The sequence below is a fragment of the Mesorhizobium sp. EU05-FHT14A09 genome, assembly GCF_058790995.1.
Genome location: NZ_JBYTDF010000005.1, coordinates 99853 through 116032, shown reverse-complemented (window position 1 = coordinate 116032; position 16180 = coordinate 99853). Strand labels below are relative to the sequence as shown.

13 protein-coding genes are annotated in these 16180 nt (G+C 62.8%); 1 reads left to right on the top strand and 12 read right to left on the bottom strand.

The annotated features are described in order from the left end of the window. Positions 1 to 27: 27 nt before the first annotated feature. The 8 genes from AC3WTO_RS18555 to hglS all read right to left on the bottom strand — a co-directional run bounded on the left by AC3WTO_RS18555 (position 28) and on the right by hglS (position 10202). Positions 28 to 711: an SDR family oxidoreductase gene (locus AC3WTO_RS18555; protein WP_492462234.1), complete on the bottom strand. Its 684-nt coding sequence runs from the start codon at positions 709 to 711 to the stop codon at positions 28 to 30. Then, on the bottom strand, positions 701 to 2113 hold the full coding sequence (locus AC3WTO_RS18550; protein ID WP_492462233.1) for a GH1 family beta-glucosidase: 1413 nt from the start codon (positions 2111 to 2113) through the stop codon (positions 701 to 703). Before AC3WTO_RS18550 ends, AC3WTO_RS18555 begins: the two co-directional genes overlap by 11 nt. Then, a complete protein-coding gene (locus AC3WTO_RS18545) occupies positions 2094 to 3734 on the bottom strand; it encodes an amino acid ABC transporter permease (protein ID WP_492462232.1) in 1641 nt (546 codons plus the stop codon). Before AC3WTO_RS18545 ends, AC3WTO_RS18550 begins: the two co-directional genes overlap by 20 nt. Positions 3735 to 3803: 69 nt before the next feature. Next, positions 3804 to 4550: a transporter substrate-binding domain-containing protein gene (locus AC3WTO_RS18540; RefSeq protein ID WP_492462231.1), complete on the bottom strand. Its 747-nt coding sequence runs from the start codon at positions 4548 to 4550 to the stop codon at positions 3804 to 3806. Between the two features lie 36 nt (positions 4551 to 4586). Then, the gene (locus AC3WTO_RS18535; RefSeq protein ID WP_492462230.1) at positions 4587 to 5657 is read right to left on the bottom strand and encodes a LacI family DNA-binding transcriptional regulator; all 1071 of its coding nucleotides are present in this window, start codon (positions 5655 to 5657) and stop codon (positions 4587 to 4589) included. Positions 5658 to 5829: 172 nt separating this feature from the next. Further along, positions 5830 to 7344 (bottom strand): L-piperidine-6-carboxylate dehydrogenase, encoded by a 1515-nt coding sequence (amaB, locus tag AC3WTO_RS18530; RefSeq protein ID WP_492462229.1) that lies wholly within the window; start codon positions 7342 to 7344, stop codon positions 5830 to 5832. Positions 7345 to 7383: 39 nt separating this feature from the next. After that, complete coding sequence (locus AC3WTO_RS18525) at positions 7384 to 8802, bottom strand: FAD-binding oxidoreductase (protein ID WP_492462756.1); 1419 nt, start codon at positions 8800 to 8802, stop codon at positions 7384 to 7386. Between the two features lie 2 nt (positions 8803 to 8804). Beyond that, positions 8805 to 10202: a 2-oxoadipate dioxygenase/decarboxylase HglS gene (gene hglS / locus AC3WTO_RS18520; RefSeq protein ID WP_492462227.1), complete on the bottom strand. Its 1398-nt coding sequence runs from the start codon at positions 10200 to 10202 to the stop codon at positions 8805 to 8807. Between the two features lie 127 nt (positions 10203 to 10329). On the opposite strand from hglS, the gene AC3WTO_RS18515 reads away from it, so the two are divergent. Continuing rightward, a complete protein-coding gene (locus AC3WTO_RS18515) occupies positions 10330 to 11223 on the top strand; it encodes a LysR family transcriptional regulator (protein ID WP_492462226.1) in 894 nt (297 codons plus the stop codon). A gap of 25 nt (positions 11224 to 11248) precedes the next feature. Here the strand turns inward: AC3WTO_RS18515 and AC3WTO_RS18510 are convergent, their stop codons facing one another. From AC3WTO_RS18510 to AC3WTO_RS18495, 4 genes are all read right to left on the bottom strand, one after another. Then, positions 11249 to 12877: an amidohydrolase gene (locus AC3WTO_RS18510; protein ID WP_492462225.1), complete on the bottom strand. Its 1629-nt coding sequence runs from the start codon at positions 12875 to 12877 to the stop codon at positions 11249 to 11251. A gap of 90 nt (positions 12878 to 12967) precedes the next feature. After that, positions 12968 to 14104 (bottom strand): C39 family peptidase, encoded by a 1137-nt coding sequence (locus tag AC3WTO_RS18505; RefSeq protein ID WP_492462224.1) that lies wholly within the window; start codon positions 14102 to 14104, stop codon positions 12968 to 12970. A 40-nt stretch (positions 14105 to 14144) separates the two neighbouring features. Then, a complete protein-coding gene (locus AC3WTO_RS18500) occupies positions 14145 to 15167 on the bottom strand; it encodes an ABC transporter ATP-binding protein (RefSeq protein ID WP_492462223.1) in 1023 nt (340 codons plus the stop codon). Next, positions 15164 to 16180, bottom strand: coding sequence for an ABC transporter ATP-binding protein (locus AC3WTO_RS18495; protein WP_492462222.1), 1017 nt, complete (start codon positions 16178 to 16180; stop codon positions 15164 to 15166). Before AC3WTO_RS18495 ends, AC3WTO_RS18500 begins: the two co-directional genes overlap by 4 nt.

The window sequence follows — 16180 nt, the reverse complement described above, 5'->3', positions numbered from 1 at the left end:
CCGGCTATCGTCGGGTTTTTCGAGACGTTACCAGCCCACCTTGCGACCATCGAAGGCCAGGAAGGCCCCGCTGTGTTCGGGTTTTGCCGCCGCGATGATCGTTCGCAGGGCTTTCGCGCTTTCCTCTACGGGCAGCACGGCTTCTTCACCACCCATGTCCGTCTTCACCCAGCCAGGATGCAGTGACAGCACAGTGATGGCGTCCGGCTGCAGATCGCGCGCGAGCTGGACGGTCGCTATGTTGAGTGCGGCCTTGGAGCAGCGATAGGCGTAGTCGTCATCATCGTCGTCGAGCAGGCCTTCCGCCATCGAACCGGCGCGCGAGCTGATGTTGGCGACGACCGCGTTCTCACCGAGGCGCAGGTTTGCCCGCAAGGCGCGGATCAGCAGCACCGGGCCGAGCGTGTTGATGCACAACACTTCCAGGAACGCGTCCGGCTGCAGGCGATTCAGGCCGGCGGCCGGGCTGCGCACGCCGGCGTTGTTGATCAGCACGTCCAATGGCCTGCCGGCGAGGCGCCCCCCCAGCGCGGAAATCGACGCAGGGTCGGCAACGTCGAGCGGCTGATACTCGATGCCAGCTTCAAAGCTGTCGGCCGGCCGGCTGCGGCCGCAGGCGATGACCTGCCAGCCGCTCGCCGCATATTGCCGCGCCAATTCGCGTCCAAGTCCGCGCCCTGCACCGGTGACAAGGACCGTCCTAGCCGCCAATTGCGGCGCTCCGCGGCTTGGCTGCCGCTTCCTGGCGCGCGATCGCGGCATAGATTTTGCCGGAATACTTCACCGTGCGCTGCTGTGTTTCGTAGTCGACATGGGTGATGCCGAACGGCGTGGTATAGCCGTAGGCCCATTCGAAATTGTCCATCAGCGTCCAGGCGAAATAGCCGCGCACAGGCACGCCTTCGTCCGCAGCCTTCGCGACCTGCTCCAGATGTTCGACATAATAGGCGGCGCGCAACTCGTCCCAGACATGGCCGTCCGCGCCGACCGTTTCCGGCCGCGTGGCCACGCCGTTCTCGGAGATGTAGATCTCCTTCGGGGCATAGTTGTCATTCACATAGCGCAGCACGTCATACATGCAGCGCGGCCAGATCTCGTAGCCGACGGCAGAGTAAAGGCCTTCCGGCTGGACGCGCCGATAGTTCAGCGGCGCCAGCTCAGTGCCTTCGGCGATGACCGAGCGGCGGTAGATGTTGACGCCCAGATAATCGATGGGCGCGGCGATGACGGCGTTGTCGTCGGCATGGATCTCGGGGAGCAGATCGCCATAGAGCTCCAGCATGTCCTGGGGGTAGCTGCCCTTGAAGACGGCATCGAGGAACCAGCGGTTCTGCGCGCCATCGAAACGTCGCGAAGCGGCGACATCACGCGGATCGCTGCTGGCGGGTTCAGCCACATTGAGGTCGAAGACGATGCCGACGGAGGCGTCCGGCACCTCGGCACGAATGATCGGCACCGCCTTGCCATGGCCGAGCAGAGCGTGATGGCTCGCGGTCACGCCGCCCTTGGTGCCGTCGCGCAGGCCCGGCGCATCTTCGCCCGAGGCATGGCCGGACCAGCAGAAGGTCCACGGTTCGTTGAGGGTCGTCCATTTCTTGACACGGTCGCCGAAGCTGCGCGCAGCGAGTGCGGCATAGTCGGCCAGCGCGTCGGCAGTGGTGCGATTGTACCAGCCGCCCTGGTCCTGCAATGCCTGGGGCAGGTCCCAATGGTAGAGGGTCACGTAAGGTTCGATGCCGGCGGCCAGCAGATCGTCGATCAGGCGGTCGTAAAAAGCTATGCCCTTGGGATTGGCTGCGCCGCGTCCTTCGGGCAGCAGCCGTGTCCAGGCAAAAGAGAAACGGTAGGCGTCAAGCCCGAGCGTTTTCAGGACGGCGATATCGTCTTTCCAGCGGTTGTAGCTGTCGCAGGCAACGTCGCCGCTGGAGCCGTCGATGATGACGCCGGGCACCTTGCAGAAACGGTCCCAGATGCTTTCGCCCTTGCCGTCGGCCGCCGGCGCGCCTTCGATCTGATACGCGGCCGTGGCGGCGCCGAAGACGAAACCCTGCGGCAGGACAAGCGACGCCGCTCGTGCGTCCAGGTTACGCCTGTTATCGATGCTTGATGTCATATTTTCTCTCGACTGTGCTGATCAGGCTGGCCGCCGCCAGTGTCAGCAGGATGTAGAAGATGGCGGCGGAGTTGTAGGGCGCGAACGGCAGGAAGCTCGCCGACTGGAATTCCCGCATGCGCTGGGTGATGTCGCGGATGGACAGGATCGACAGCAGCGAGGTGTCTTTGAGGATGGCGATCAGTTCGTTGCCGAGCGGCGGGATGATGATGCGGAAAGCCTGCGGCAGGATGACGAGACGGGCCGTCTGCCAGCCATTGAGGCCGAGGCTGCGCGCCGCCTCGATCTGGCCGCGCGGGATGGCATTGATGCCGGAACGAAAGATCTCGGCCAGATAGGCGGAATAGGCCAGCGCCATGGCGGCGATGCCGCGCGCAAGATTGGGCGGATCGAACACGCCCTGGGTGGCGTCCTTCAGCGCGCCGGCGAGCGGCAGGCCGACATAGAGCACGATGACCAGCATGGGGATGCCGCGGATCGTGTCGACGATGAATTCCGAGCCGATCGAAAGCGGGTGGCGGCGATGGATGTGGCCGCCGAAGGTAAGCAGGCCGGTGATGATGGCGAGCACCGCAAGGGTGATGCCGGAAGCTCTGTCGGAATCCTTGAGGGCGGCGGTGCGCCAGAGCACAGGCAGATCGGCCGGTGCCGCAGCCGCCGGCAGCAGTGCTGCGCTGACATCGGCGTTCTTGCCGAGCGCGGCGATGGCTTCCATCGGCCCTTTGAAGGTGCGCAGCGGCACCTCGTCGCCCGGCGCTTCGGGAAATTGGCCGTAGCGAACAGCGCCGATCGTACCGGATGGCGTTCCTGACACGATGGCGACCTTGCCGTCCAGTTTGCCGACCAGCACATAGTCGTCGCTCGGCTGCAGCAGGAACCATGCGGCGGCACAGGCGAGCAGCGCGGTCAGCGCAACGAAGACGGAATTGGCGCGACGGCTGTAGTCAAGCTTGAGCAGGCCGACCCAGACGAGGCCGAGCAGGGCCGCCAGTATGTAGGCGGCAACGGCGGCGCGAATGGTCGTGGCGACGCCGGCGGCGAATGCCATGGGCGCCAGGAACAGGATGGCGACAAGACCGAAGCCATTGACCGCAAGCAGCGTCGCCCGGGCGGCGTTCCTTGCACGGGTTGCTTGTCCGCCGAAGAAGAAAAGTGCGAGTGCCGCAACGGTGATCGCCAGATAGGCCCAGAAGAGTATTGACGCATAGCCTTGGACCATCGCGTCGGCGGCATCGGTGAGCCGGCGTGGCGTCACGCCCTGCACCACCAGTTTCGAGGTAAATGGATCGACCGCGTTGGCGACGACGGAAGCCACGTAGGGTCGAATGATGTCGGTGCCGGCAGCTGCAACCGCCGCCAGCAGGCTCAGTGCGGCGCAGATCCTGGCGAGATAAGACCTTGGCGCCGATGCGCGCGAAAACAGGAGGCTTCCGACACCTGCCGCGAAAGCGGCCACCAGGAGCAGGAAGCCAGGAACAAAGACCGAGGAGCCATGCTCGACGCCGACGATGGCGCGCAACGAGCGCTGGTAGTCCGCGGAGCTTGCGAACAGGTAGACGATGAACGGCAGGGCGGCTGCGATGATCAGGTTGCTGGGTCGCAGGCGCATGAGGTAACGCATCTCTATCCGCCCTCCTTCGTTGAAGAGGCTCCGGCGCGGCGTCCCGCCGGAGCCCGTGAAGCGAAGCTGCTACTTGGCGCCCCAGTACTTGGCGATCAGCGCATCCAGTGTGCCGTCCGCCTTGATCGCCGCGATGCCCTCGTTGAAGGCGGCGATGTTCTCGTCACCCTTGCGGAAGACGAGGCCGAGCGGATCGGACTGCAGGTTGCGGATGGGCACCACCAGCTCGCCGGCAAACTCCTTCTCGTAGGCGGCGGCGTTGGCGCCGTTGATGACCACGCCGTCGACGTCCTTGTTCTTGAGCGCGATGAGAGAAGCCGCGAAACTGTCGTAGGCTGTGACATTCTCCTTGCCGGCGATGCCTTCGGCCACCTGGGCGTCGGTGGTGTTGGCCTGGGCCGAGAGTTTCTTGCCCTTGGTCTTGAAGTCTTCCGCGGTCAGCCCTTCGTCTGCGACGCGCATCAGGATCGCCTGGCTGTTGATGATGTAGGGCTCGGAGAAATCCATCGCCTTCTTGCGCTCGTCGGTGATGGAAACACCGGATGCGACGAGATCGAAATTGCCCTGGTCGAGCGCAGCGAAGATGCCATCCCAGCCGGTGGTGACGAATTCGGCCTTGCAGTTGATCCTGGCACAGATGGCATTGATGACATCGACATCGAAACCGACGATCTGACCGGTCGCGGTGTCGACGCTTTCCATCGGCGGCGAGGTGGTATCGGACCCTACCTTCAGCAATTTGCCGCCGAGATCGGCAGCGTGCGACGCGCCCGACAGCAGCAGCGCCATCACAAGTCCCGTCAGAATTCCCTTCATGCTCTTTCCTCCCGTTTTTTGAGCTTGATGATCGGATCAGGTGCGGCCAATGCGGCCACCCAGATTGTCAGGCTGCCGGCCGATCAGTTCAGGCCGGAACACTTCGGCGAGTTTCGCCGCGCCTTCATCCACCATGCGCAGCAGCAGGAATTCGCCGAGCCGGCGGCCGAGCACTTCGATTGGCTGGTAGAGAGTGGTGATCGGCGGGCTGAAGTAGGCGCTGACGTTGATGTCGTCATAGGCGATGACGTCGACATGCTCGCCGACACGAAGGCCGAGGCTGCTCAGCGCCGAAAGCACGCCCAAGGTGGTGGATTCGTTGACGCATACCAGTGCCGTTGGCGGCGACGGTTGCTTGAAGAGCTTCATGGTGGTGTCGCGGCCGAAACGCGCGGTGAGGTCGCCGCCATTCATCAGGTCGAGCGATGGCTGATGCCCCGCTTCCCGGAAGGCGCGGCTGAAGCCGTCGATCCTGTCCAGCGCATAGGACAGGCGTGGTTCGGCATTGATGAGCGCGATGCGCCGATGGCCGCCGGCAATCAGCCGTGCGGTTGCTGCATAGGCGGCCCATTCGTTGTCGACATCGACATGGGCATAAGCGAGCTGCTGCCGGCACCGGCCAAGCGATACGAAGGGGAAACCAGCTTCGACCAGCATGGCGATGCGTGGATCCTGCGCAAGGACACCGGAAAAGATCATTCCGTCGGCGAGCCGTTGGTCGGCAATGCGGCGTGCGACGGTGCAGGCGTCGTCGAAGTTGCGATAGCCGTAGACGGAAAGCTGGTAATCGCTGCCGTCGAGCGCCTGTGAGATGCCGCTGAGGATCTGCGTGTATTCGACGCCATCCCATTCGTAGCCGGCCGCCGAGGTGATCGGCATCAGCACCGCGGCCTGATAGGTCTTGCCCGTACGCAGCGCCATGCCGCGCGCGTTGGCCTGGTAACCGAGTTCGCGGGCGGCGGCGAGGATCTCCTCACGGGTGGCGTCAGTGACGACCGGCGAGCCGCGCAAGGCCTTCGAGATGGTGCCGATCGAATAGCCGGTATGCGTGGCTAGCGTCTTGATCGTCGGCAAAGTGCTGCCGGGTGCAGACTTGGCTTTGGCCATGATCGCCGCTTCTCCTCTCCCCTTTTAGAAAGCTATCAAGCGATAAAAACGATTTCAAGGAAAATAAAAACGTTTTTATTGTCGCATTGCGGTGGCATGCTGATGGCGGCCGCAGGCAAAAAAACGGCGGACCGAGGCCCGCCGTTCATCAAGGTCTGGAAGTGTGCAGTGCTCAGTCGATGTCGAAGGAGACGCCCTGTGCGAGAGGCAGTGCCTTGGAGTAGTTCACGGTGTTGGTGGCACGACGCATATAGGCCTTCCACGCATCCGAACCGCTCTCACGGCCGCCACCGGTCTCCTTCTCGCCACCGAACGCTCCGCCGATCTCGGCGCCCGACGTGCCGATGTTGACGTTGGCAATGCCGCAGTCAGAACCGTCGGCGCTCAGGAACCGTTCCGATTCCTGCAGGTCGCGCGTGAAGATCGACGACGACAGCCCGGCTCCAACCGCATTGTGCAGGTCGAGAACGCTGTCGAAGTCGGAGTACTTCATCACATAGAGGATCGGCGCGAAGGTCTCTTCCAGAACCGGACCAGCCTGCTTGGGCATCTCCACCAGCGCCGGACGCACGTAGTAGGCATCGCCATGGCCGTTATCGACACGAGCACCGCCGGTGACCGTGCCGCCATGCTTGCCGGCCTCACTCAGTGCCTTCTGCATGTTGTCGAAGGCTGCCTTGTCGATCAGCGGGCCGACCAGCGAGGCGGTCTCCAGCGGATTGCCGACCGAGACGCTCTCGTACGCCTTCTTCAGGCGCGGCACGAGCTGGTCATAGACGCTCTCATGCACGAACAGGCGGCGCAGCGTGGTGCAACGCTGGCCGGCCGTGCCCATGGCGCCGAAGGCAATGGCACGCAGTGCCATGTCGAGATCGGCACTCGGGCAGACGATGCCGGCATTGTTGCCGCCGAGCTCCAGCACGGCACGGGCGAAACGCCTGGCCAGGCGCGGACCGACCTCGCGACCCATGCGGGTCGAACCGGTGGCCGAGACCAGCGGCACCTTGGCATGATCGACCAGCACTTCACCGATCTCGCGCTCACCGATCAGCACCGGTGCCAGATTGGCGGGGGCATCCGCACCGAAGCGCTTGACGGCGCGGGCGAAGATCGCCTCGCAGGCCAGTGCCGTCAGAGGCGTCTTTTCCGAAGGCTTCCACACCACGGCATCGCCGCAGACCAGGGCCAGTGCGGCATTCCACGACCATACCGCGACAGGGAAGTTGAAGGCCGAGATGACACCGACGACGCCGAGCGGATGCCAGGTTTCCATCATGCGATGGCCGGGACGCTCGGTGGCGATGGTCAGGCCATAAAGCTGACGCGACAGACCGACGGCGAAATCGCAGATGTCGATCATTTCCTGGACCTCGCCGAGACCTTCGGACGGGATCTTGCCGACCTCGATCGAGACCAGACGACCGAGTTCGGTCTTGTGGGCACGCAGTTCTTCACCCAGCAGGCGCACCAGTTCGCCACGCTTGGGACCGGGCACCAGGCGCCAGGCCTTGAAGGCTTCATGAGCGGCATCGATCACCTTGTTGGCCTCGGCTGCCGAAACCGTCTTCAGCGCTGCCAGCTGCTCGCCCGTCACCGGGCTGCGCACGACCAGATCACCACCTGAAAGCACGTCCTTGGCAACGCCGAGCTTGCCAAGAAGATCCGCAGTTTCCTTCGCTATCGTCATGATATTCACCTTTCCGTTTTTGGGGGACCTGGCCGTTGTTCAGAGCCGTACGACGCCAGGGGTGCCGGGCGACGTCGCCTGCATGAATTGCGCAGCCATCTGTTTCAGTTTTTCGGGTGTGTAGCGGTCGTAGAAATGCTGGTTGCTGCGGCCGAGCCCGTGTTCGGCGCTGAAGCTGCCGCCGTGTTCCTCGACCGCGATCTCCGTCACGAGGCCGCGCAAGCGCGCTGCGCAAGCCGTGTCCGCGGCGCCATCGCGGTCGCGCGGCAACACCAGATTGAAATGCACGCCGCCATCGCCGATATGGCCGAAGTCGCAGATTTCGACTTGCGGGAATTCGTTTGCCAACAGTTCAGCCATGTGTTCGCGAAAACGCATGACTTCGCCCCGCCGGAAGGCGAGGTCGAGGCCGACAACATAACCCGCAGCCTTTGCCCCCTCCGACAAGGTGTGACGCAGTGCCCACATTTCGGTGGGCGCACCGATGAAAGCGTCGGCCAGTGGTGAGCCGGTCAGTTCCCAGATTTCAGCCAGGATTTCTTCCAGCATGGAGTCAAGCGTCTGCTCGCTGGCACGCGGGGCCCAGGAACGTGAAAGCTCGACAAGGATGACATAAGCAGGCACCGCCCCGCCGGGAAATGGATTGCGCAGAGATGGGACATGGGCAAGGGCATGACCGATCGCTGCCCCGGACAGACCTTCGAAGGCAGTGAGCAAAGTGCCGGCGCGTTCTTCCAGTTCGTTGAGCAAAGTGAGTGCCGCCGCGGCCGTGGCCGGCACGAGATAGGCCGTGGCCGTCTGTCTGGGCAGTCGTTCCAGATTGAAGGTGCACTCCGTGACGATACCGAAGGCGCCGCCTGTCCCGATGAAAAGCTGCTTCCAGTCCGGACCGGTATTGTCCTTGCGCAGACCTTTGCCGCAGTGCAGGACCGTGCCATCTTCGTCGGCCAGCACCAGCTTCAGTCCCAGCGTGTTGCGGCGCACGTCGCCAAAACGCAGGAAGCGTGCACCGCCTGTATTGGCGGCGACCATGCCGCCCGCCATGGGATCTGCGCCGAGATCGATGGGAAAGAACAGGCCGTGCGGTTCAAGCCGTGCGTTGATTTCCGAGAGGCGGAAACCGGCATCGACACGCAGGCTGCGGTTGTCGATATCGAGATCGAAGGTCGAGCGCAGTCGCTCGAGGCTGAGCACGCCCTGCTTGCCACTCTCGTCGGGGGTCGAGCCGCCGACCAGTCCGGTATTGCCGGACTGAGGCACCAGCGCGATGCCGTGGCGGGCACAATAGCCAACCACCTGAGATGCCGTTTCGGCCGTGGCCGGGCGCGCGACGAAAGCAGCGCGGCCTCCGGCGTAGCGGGCAGCGCTCTCGTAAGGTGCCATGTCGCTCGGTACGGTGAGCAGGCCTTGCGGGCCGAGAATGGCGCCGAGCCGGTCGATGTGATCGACGGCAAGCACCATCACGCGGCCGCTGACAGGGCGCGCGCGGCGGCGAGGCATTGTTCGGACGAAGCACGCTCGATACCGGCATAGTGCTCGAACTCATTGAGCACGGTTGCGCCCAGCGCTGTTTCGAACAATTTCTGGTTCGGACTGGCGACGAAGTCCTGCACGGCGTCATCACCCAGGTTGGACTGGAAGATGCCTGCCGCCGATACTGGCAGGAAGTCCTCATAGACGATGGGGTCGAAACGCACCAAGCCGGCTGCGATCAGGCTTTCGATGTCAGTACCGGCGTGACCGGAAAGATCGGCTCCCGGCACCACTGTATAGAGGAAGTAGCCGAGCCCTGCCTTGCGGATGGCGTTCCAGTCGTCCGGGAAAGCGGTGAAGCTTTCCTGCAGTGCCGTGACATAGTCCTGCGCGTTCGAGCCGTCGGCGGCCGGGCGCACCTTGGCGCGCGCTTCGTTGAGCAGCCGGTCATAGAGGCCGCGGCCCCTCGGGGTCAGGGCCACGCCGCGCTGTTCGATCTCGCCGAAGCGAGCTGTGTGCGAGCCCCCGGCGAGACTGCCGTCTGCATCGGGGAACAGGACACGCTCCTCGATAGCCTTGAACGAAGTCTGTCGAAGCAGGATCGGGCAGGCGCGGTTGGGCGGCCCTTCGACCACGGCCTTGGGTGCAATGCCGCGTCGTGGCATCGCGTCCTGCACGGCATCGATGTCGAGTGTCCGCGGGGTAAGGTGGTTGATGTGCGGGCCCTTGAAGGACACCACGTCGGCGATCAGGCGATGGGCGGCGTGCAGGCGTTCATAAAGTGCGTGGTCGACGCTCGCCCGTTCGTGCCAGCGGAAGGTGCCAAGCACCTCGGCGACGAAGCGTTTTCCGTCTTCCGATGAAAGGCCGCCATCGCGTTCGGCCTTTTCCACCAGCGCCACTGCACTGTCCGAAAAGATGCGGCGGTACTCCAGGATTTCCTGGGCGGCATCGCGCAATTCCGCGTCGGCGATCAGGTCGAGCCGAAGCAACGAGGTGAACACTCGGAACGGATTGACCTTGAGCGCTTCTTCGCCCACCGGGCGAAAGGCGGTGGAATGGACCGGGACGCCCGCCTCGCTGAGGTCGTAATAGCCGACCGGAAACATGCCCATGACGGCGAAGACGCGTCGCATCATGGCAAGCTCGGCCTCCGTGCCGAGGCGGATGGCGCCGTGACGTTCCTCCGAGATGCGCTCCAATGTCTCGGTGGCTTCGAGACTGGCCCGCAATCCAGGCTGTTGCTCAAGGGTCGCTGCGTTTACGTCAGCCACCAATTCCATCAGGGTGCCGTAAGCCGGCACTTCATCCCGATACATGGCAGACATGGCGGCCGAGAAGGCGGCCCGGATGGCATCACTGGACATGAAGCGCGAGACTGGCATGGGACTTTCCAATCATTGCAAGGACAGAAGGCTGGATGAAATGGCGACTTGATGCGCGATTGATGTTATATCGCTAGATGGAGTGCCTGAATTACCCTGAATCAATCTGACTTGATGCGAAAATTGCATGACTTTGTCGCGTAGCCTGATCCCGGACCTAGGCAGGCTGCAGGCCTTCGAGAGCGCCGCGCGCCATGGCAGCGTCACACAGGCTGGGCGCGAGTTGAACCTCACCCAGAGCACCGTCAGCCGTCAGATCCGCGAGTTGGAAGCCCAGCTCGGCATCACGCTTTTCGAACGCGTGCGCCAGCGCGTGGTGCTGTCGGAAGCTGGCCGAAAATTCCTGCCCGACGCGCGCAAGCTGCTTGAGCAGGGCGAGGCGGCGATGTTGCGCGCGATGGCTGGTTCCAAGGCCGCGCTGCTGCGCCTCGCCACCTTGCCTACTTTCGGCTCACGCTGGCTCGTTCCCCGGCTGCCGGATTTTCTGCGCGCCCATCAGGGCGTGGCACTCGACATTGCCTCGCGCTCGGCCCCGTTCGATCTCGAGGATCAGGGCTTCGATGCGGCGATCCATTATGGCCAGCCGATCTGGGCCAATGCCACGTGCCGATACATCTGCCAGGAGGTGATCGTGCCGGTGGCCAGTCCTGCGCTGCTGCAGACCGCGCCCCCGCGCGAATCCGAAGATCTGGCTCGCCTGCCGCTGCTGCATCTGGCGACAAGACCGAAAGCGTGGGTCGACTGGTTCCACCAGGCCGGTGTGGAAACGCAGGCGGCCTTCCAGGGGCACCGCTTCGACCAGTTCACCATGGTGATACAGGCGGCGTATGCCGGCCTCGGCGTGGCACTGCTGCCGCTCTATCTGATCGAACAGGAACTGGCCGCGGCGCGGCTGCAGGTGGCGATCGACCTGCCGCTGCCGACAGAGAACGGCTACCATTTCGTCATGCCCAACAGCAAACTCGATCATCCCGTCGCCAACGAACTGTATCGTTGGATCGTTTCGCAAGTCGGGGCATAAGGCACATACGAAACCCGGCGCAATTTCAATGACGCTCGAAAACCACTTCGCCGCCGCGGAGGGTCAGCACACAATGCGTATCGTTGAGGATATCTCCGGGCTGCGCCGTCAGCATGTTGCGCGAGAAAACCGCGATATCCGCGACCTGGCCCGGTATGAGCTTGCCCTTTACGTTCTCCAGTTTCTGCGAAAAAGCGCCGTATTCGGTGTAGACCTGAAGAGCTTCTTCGATGGTCACGCGCTCGCGTGCGTCCATCACGGTTCCCTTGCCGGTCTCGCGCGTCAGCATCGAATAGATGTTCGGATATGGGTTGGGATGTGAGACGGGGGAGTCGCTGCCTGTCGCGGGTTTGAAGCCGAGGTTCTTCCAGGTCTTGAGCGGATAGCTTGACAGCGCGCGTTCCTCGCCCAGGACGGAGATATAGGCGTCGCCGAAATCGTAGATGAAAACCTGCTGCGGGCAGGGGTAAATTCCTGCCCTGAGCATCCGTTCATGTTGTTCCGGCGTCGAGAAGCCGCAATGTTCGATGCGGTGTCGTCGGTCCGGATCGGGAAGGTCAGCAAGCGCCTTTTCATAGGCGGTAATGAGCTGCCCGATGGCGGCGTCGCCGATCGCATGGCAGGCAAGCTGATAGCCCTTTTGATGGGCGTCCAGCACCAGCGTTTCCAGTTCCGCGTCCTGCAAGATCTGCACGCCGGTGTTGTCGTCTCCGCCGAGATAGGGCTTGCTCATCCATGCCGTCCTGCCGCCAGCCGAACCGTCGAGGAAGATCTTGACCGCGCCGATCGTCACCATGTCGTCGCCGACGCCGGACACCAGGCCGGCTTCAAAACACTGCTGCACCATGGATTGGCCATCCTGGAGCAGGACGAGCCAGCTGCGTACCGGCAGCCGTTTTTGCAGTTTGGCGAGATTGTAGGCGCGGATTTCGTCGAAACCGGCTACCTGTCCGACCGCGGCGTCCATGACGCTGGTGACACCGTAGGAAAGCAGCAGATTGCCGGCTGCCTCGATGGCATCGATCATCTCATCCGTCGTCGGCTTCGGCATCGTCCTGAGAACGATGTTCTGGGCGGTTTCGGCGACCATGCCGGTCAAAATGCCGTCTTTCTGCTCGATCAACCCGCCATCGGGCACCGGCGTGTGTTCATCGACACCAGCCAGTTCGAAAGCCTTCGAGTTGAAGATCGCGATGTGGCCGCAGGCACGCTCGAGCAGGACGGGATTGTTCGGAGCTGCAGCATCGAGTTCCAGCCTGTGCGGATGCCGGCCGACATCAAGCTTGGTCTGGTCATAGCCGCGCGCCTTGATCCATGTGCCGGCCGGAGCGGATGCCGCCTTTTCGCGTATGACATCCAGCAGGCTCGTCAATGTGGGTGCGGCCTGCGGCGTTGCATCAATCCAGGAGAGTGTCAGGCCAACCAGCAGCAGATGAAGATGGGCATCGTTCAAGCCGGGAGTGGCGAAACGTCCTTGCAGGTCGATCAGGCGCGTCCTGTCGCCTTTCAGCGACAAGATCTGATCCGTCGTGCCGGTTGCAAGCACCTTGCCTTGCCAGATGGCGACAGCCTCCACCGTGCCTTCTTCGTAGCCGCACCAGATCGTGCCGTTGTGGACGATGGTATCAGCACACAGTTCGGGTATCGCAGACATTCTTCGGCTCCTACGCAAGCGCTGCTGCTCATCGCGAGCAGGCTTCTGGCAATTCATCAAACGACAAGGCTCGCGGATCTGGGTGCTACGTCACGGTGCCGTTTCCGGAACGGCTCGGTAGACGGCTATCTCGTCCGACTTGATCTTTTCGGTCATGGTAGCCGACGATCCAGATTTGATGTTGATTTTCCATTTCTTGGACGCTTTCGACGCCGCAGCGTTGAATGCCGAATTGGGTACCGACTGGAAGCTGTTGTAGCGGTACAAATTGTAGGACACGCCAGGCTGGAGTCCCGATACGGTGATCGTCAATGTCAGATCCTGCGAAGCCGGCCGGTTATTGGAGCCCTCGCGCATGATAGGTTTTTCATAATTCACATTCGTCGACAGACGTACCGGCAGCGTCTGACCATCGCGATCGATGATCCCGGTTATCGCAATGCCATAGTTGCTGCCCCCGCGGGCCAGCGCATAGTCGGGGTGGGCCTTCGAATTCGCTTCCTTGCGGTTGGCCTGGAAGGATCCGAACGGATACTTGTAAACATAGGTCGGCTTGCCGTTGGGAGTATAAAGCCCGTTGTCGCTGAAGGTGAGTTCATCGTCGGCATAGTAGGCCGCCGGCTTGGTGAGCGGATGTTTTGATGAAACGCCGGTGACAGGGACGATATGATCGTACTCGTTGTCGCCTGCATTCGGGTCGTTGGATACGCCGAAAGAGCGCTGATTGTAGTAGACACCAATGACAACAGGATAGCCGGATGCGACATTTTCCTTGACCCAGGCGAGGAAGTTGTTGGTGTTCGACGTGGAGGTGTTTTTCCAGGCTATGGCGGTCAAATGCATCTGCGCTGCGGTGTAGGAGTCATTAACACCAAGCAGAAGCTGGCTGCCTTCCGTGGACTGGTTGGCATTCTTGCTGGCGATCGCGCGCGCATCGTACTGGGACACGTATTGGCCGTAGTAGAGGCCGGCGCTGATCAGCGACACCTCCCCGCAATAACCATAGTTGGCCTCCCACTGTAGCCGAGGAGGAATGTCATTGGTCTTGCCATATGTCAGCAGGGCGTTCACGGGAGCGGCGTTGCCGAGAGCGCTTTCCGCAGAGGCGGTTGGCGGCTGACCGCACGCGGCCAGAGCCGAGCCGAGGAAGAGCGCTGCGATGCCCGGCTGGGATCCGAAGCGACGGAATGTGGGTATGTGAGAGGCATGTTCTGCGAGCTTGGGCAAGAGTATCTCCTCAGGTCTGGAGTTCACGAAGTCGTCGGGTTCACGTCGTCTGCAGCGAGAAGGGGAAATGGCACGCGACCTTGCGGCCGTCGGCAAGCTGAGCCAGGGCAGGGCGTTCGATCCTGCAACGTTCGTTTGCCGCCGGACAGCGCGGGTGAAAGCGGCAGCCTGACGGTGGATTGGCCGGGCTTGGAATCTCACCCTTGAGCAGGATGCGCTCGCGTTTCCTGTTGGCGGACAAGCGTGGAACGGGGATCGCGGACAGCAAGGCCTGGGTATAGGGATGTGCAGGTCTGCGAAACAGCAGGTCGGTCGGACCGATCTCAACCATGGAGCCGAGATACATCACCGCGGTACGCTCCGAGACTTGACGGACGACGCTGAGATCATGGGCAATGAAGAGCGTTGTGAGTTGCAGCCGCTTGCGCAGGTCGGACAACAGATTGACGATCTGCGCCTGCACCGATACGTCGAGGGCCGAGACGGGTTCGTCGGCGACGATCAGCTTTGGTTCAAGAGCCAGAGCGCGGGCAATGCCGATACGCTGGCGCTGACCACCCGAAAACTCATGCGGATAGCGGTCGAGAAAGGAGGCGGGCAGGCTGACGATGTCCATCAGTTCCCGCAATCGTTGGGTGATGCCGGCACGATCGGCAGTCCTGTGGACACGCAACGGTTCGGCAAGCAGATCCCCGACACGGCGACGCGGATTGAGCGACGCGGCGGGATCCTGGAAGATCATCTGCATGTGCCGGCGATAGGGCCGCAACTGGCGCGGCGATAGTGGAGCGATGTCGATTTCGTCCAGCACGATCCGGCCGGCACTGACGTCGTGGAGGCGCATCAGACAGCGGCCGAGAGTCGACTTGCCGCAGCCGGATTCGCCCACCAGGCCAAGCGTCTCGCCCGGAAAGATGTCGAAGGAGACGGCGTCGACGGCTCGCACGGCCTGCCCACTGCCCGGGATGAATGTCTTGCCCACCATAAAGGTCTTTGAGAGAGCCTCGACGCGAAGCAGCGGTCGGGTCTCCTGAAAGGTCGAGGGTGCATGCATGGCCGTCATGCTGGTTGGTCCATATTGTGGACGAGGCGGGACCGCCCGGCGTGCCTGTTGTCATAGTCGATGAAGCACAGGGCATCGCGCCCGTCGGCCATCTGTCGCGGTGGTGGCTCTGCGCACGCCGCGACGCGCGCGTGGCAGCGTGGCGCAAAAACGCATCCGGCAGGCCGCTTGTCCGGCTGAGGTGGCGATCCAGGTATGGAGACCAGGCGGTCGGGCCGAGGACCATCCAGCGGTGGGATCGAATCAAGAAGTCCCCAAGTGTAAGGATGCCATGCGTCGGCGAAGATCGCGTCGCATGAGCCATGTTCGACGATGCGGCCGGCGTACATGACCAGGACGCGGTCGGCCATTTCGGCGACGACACCCATGTCATGGGTTATCAGCACGATCGAGGACCCGAAATCTCGCCTCAGGCGACGCAGCAGGTCGAGAACCTGTGCCTGAACCGTCACGTCGAGCGCTGTCGTGGGTTCGTCGGCGATGAGCAGCGACGGATTGCACGAAAGCGCCATGGCAATCATCGCGCGCTGGCGCATGCCCCCGGAGAGCTGGTGCGGGTATTGCCCTGCGATCATGCGCGGGTTGGCAATACCGACTTCCCCGAGCAGTTCGATCGCCCGGTTCCAGGCGGTTCGGCGTGACAGTCCATTGTGAGCCTGGATCTGCTCCACGATCTGCCAGCCGACGGTGCGGACAGGGATCATGGCTGTCATCGGATCCTGGGAAATCAGCGCGATTTCGCGGCCGCGAATCCGGCGGAGCGTCCGCTCGGAAGCGCCAAGAATCTCTGCTCCCTTGAACGAAGCGGAGCCCCGGACCCTGGATGAAAGCGGATCGAGCAGTCCGAGCATGCTCAGGAGAGCGACGGTCTTGCCCGAGCCGGATTCGCCGACGATGCACAGCGTTTCCTGCTCGTTGACCTGAAAGGAGAGATCTTCGATCACCTTGATCGGGCCATTGCGACCGGCGAAGGAGATCGAGAGTTCGCGCACGTCGAGAAGTGGTGCTGCCAT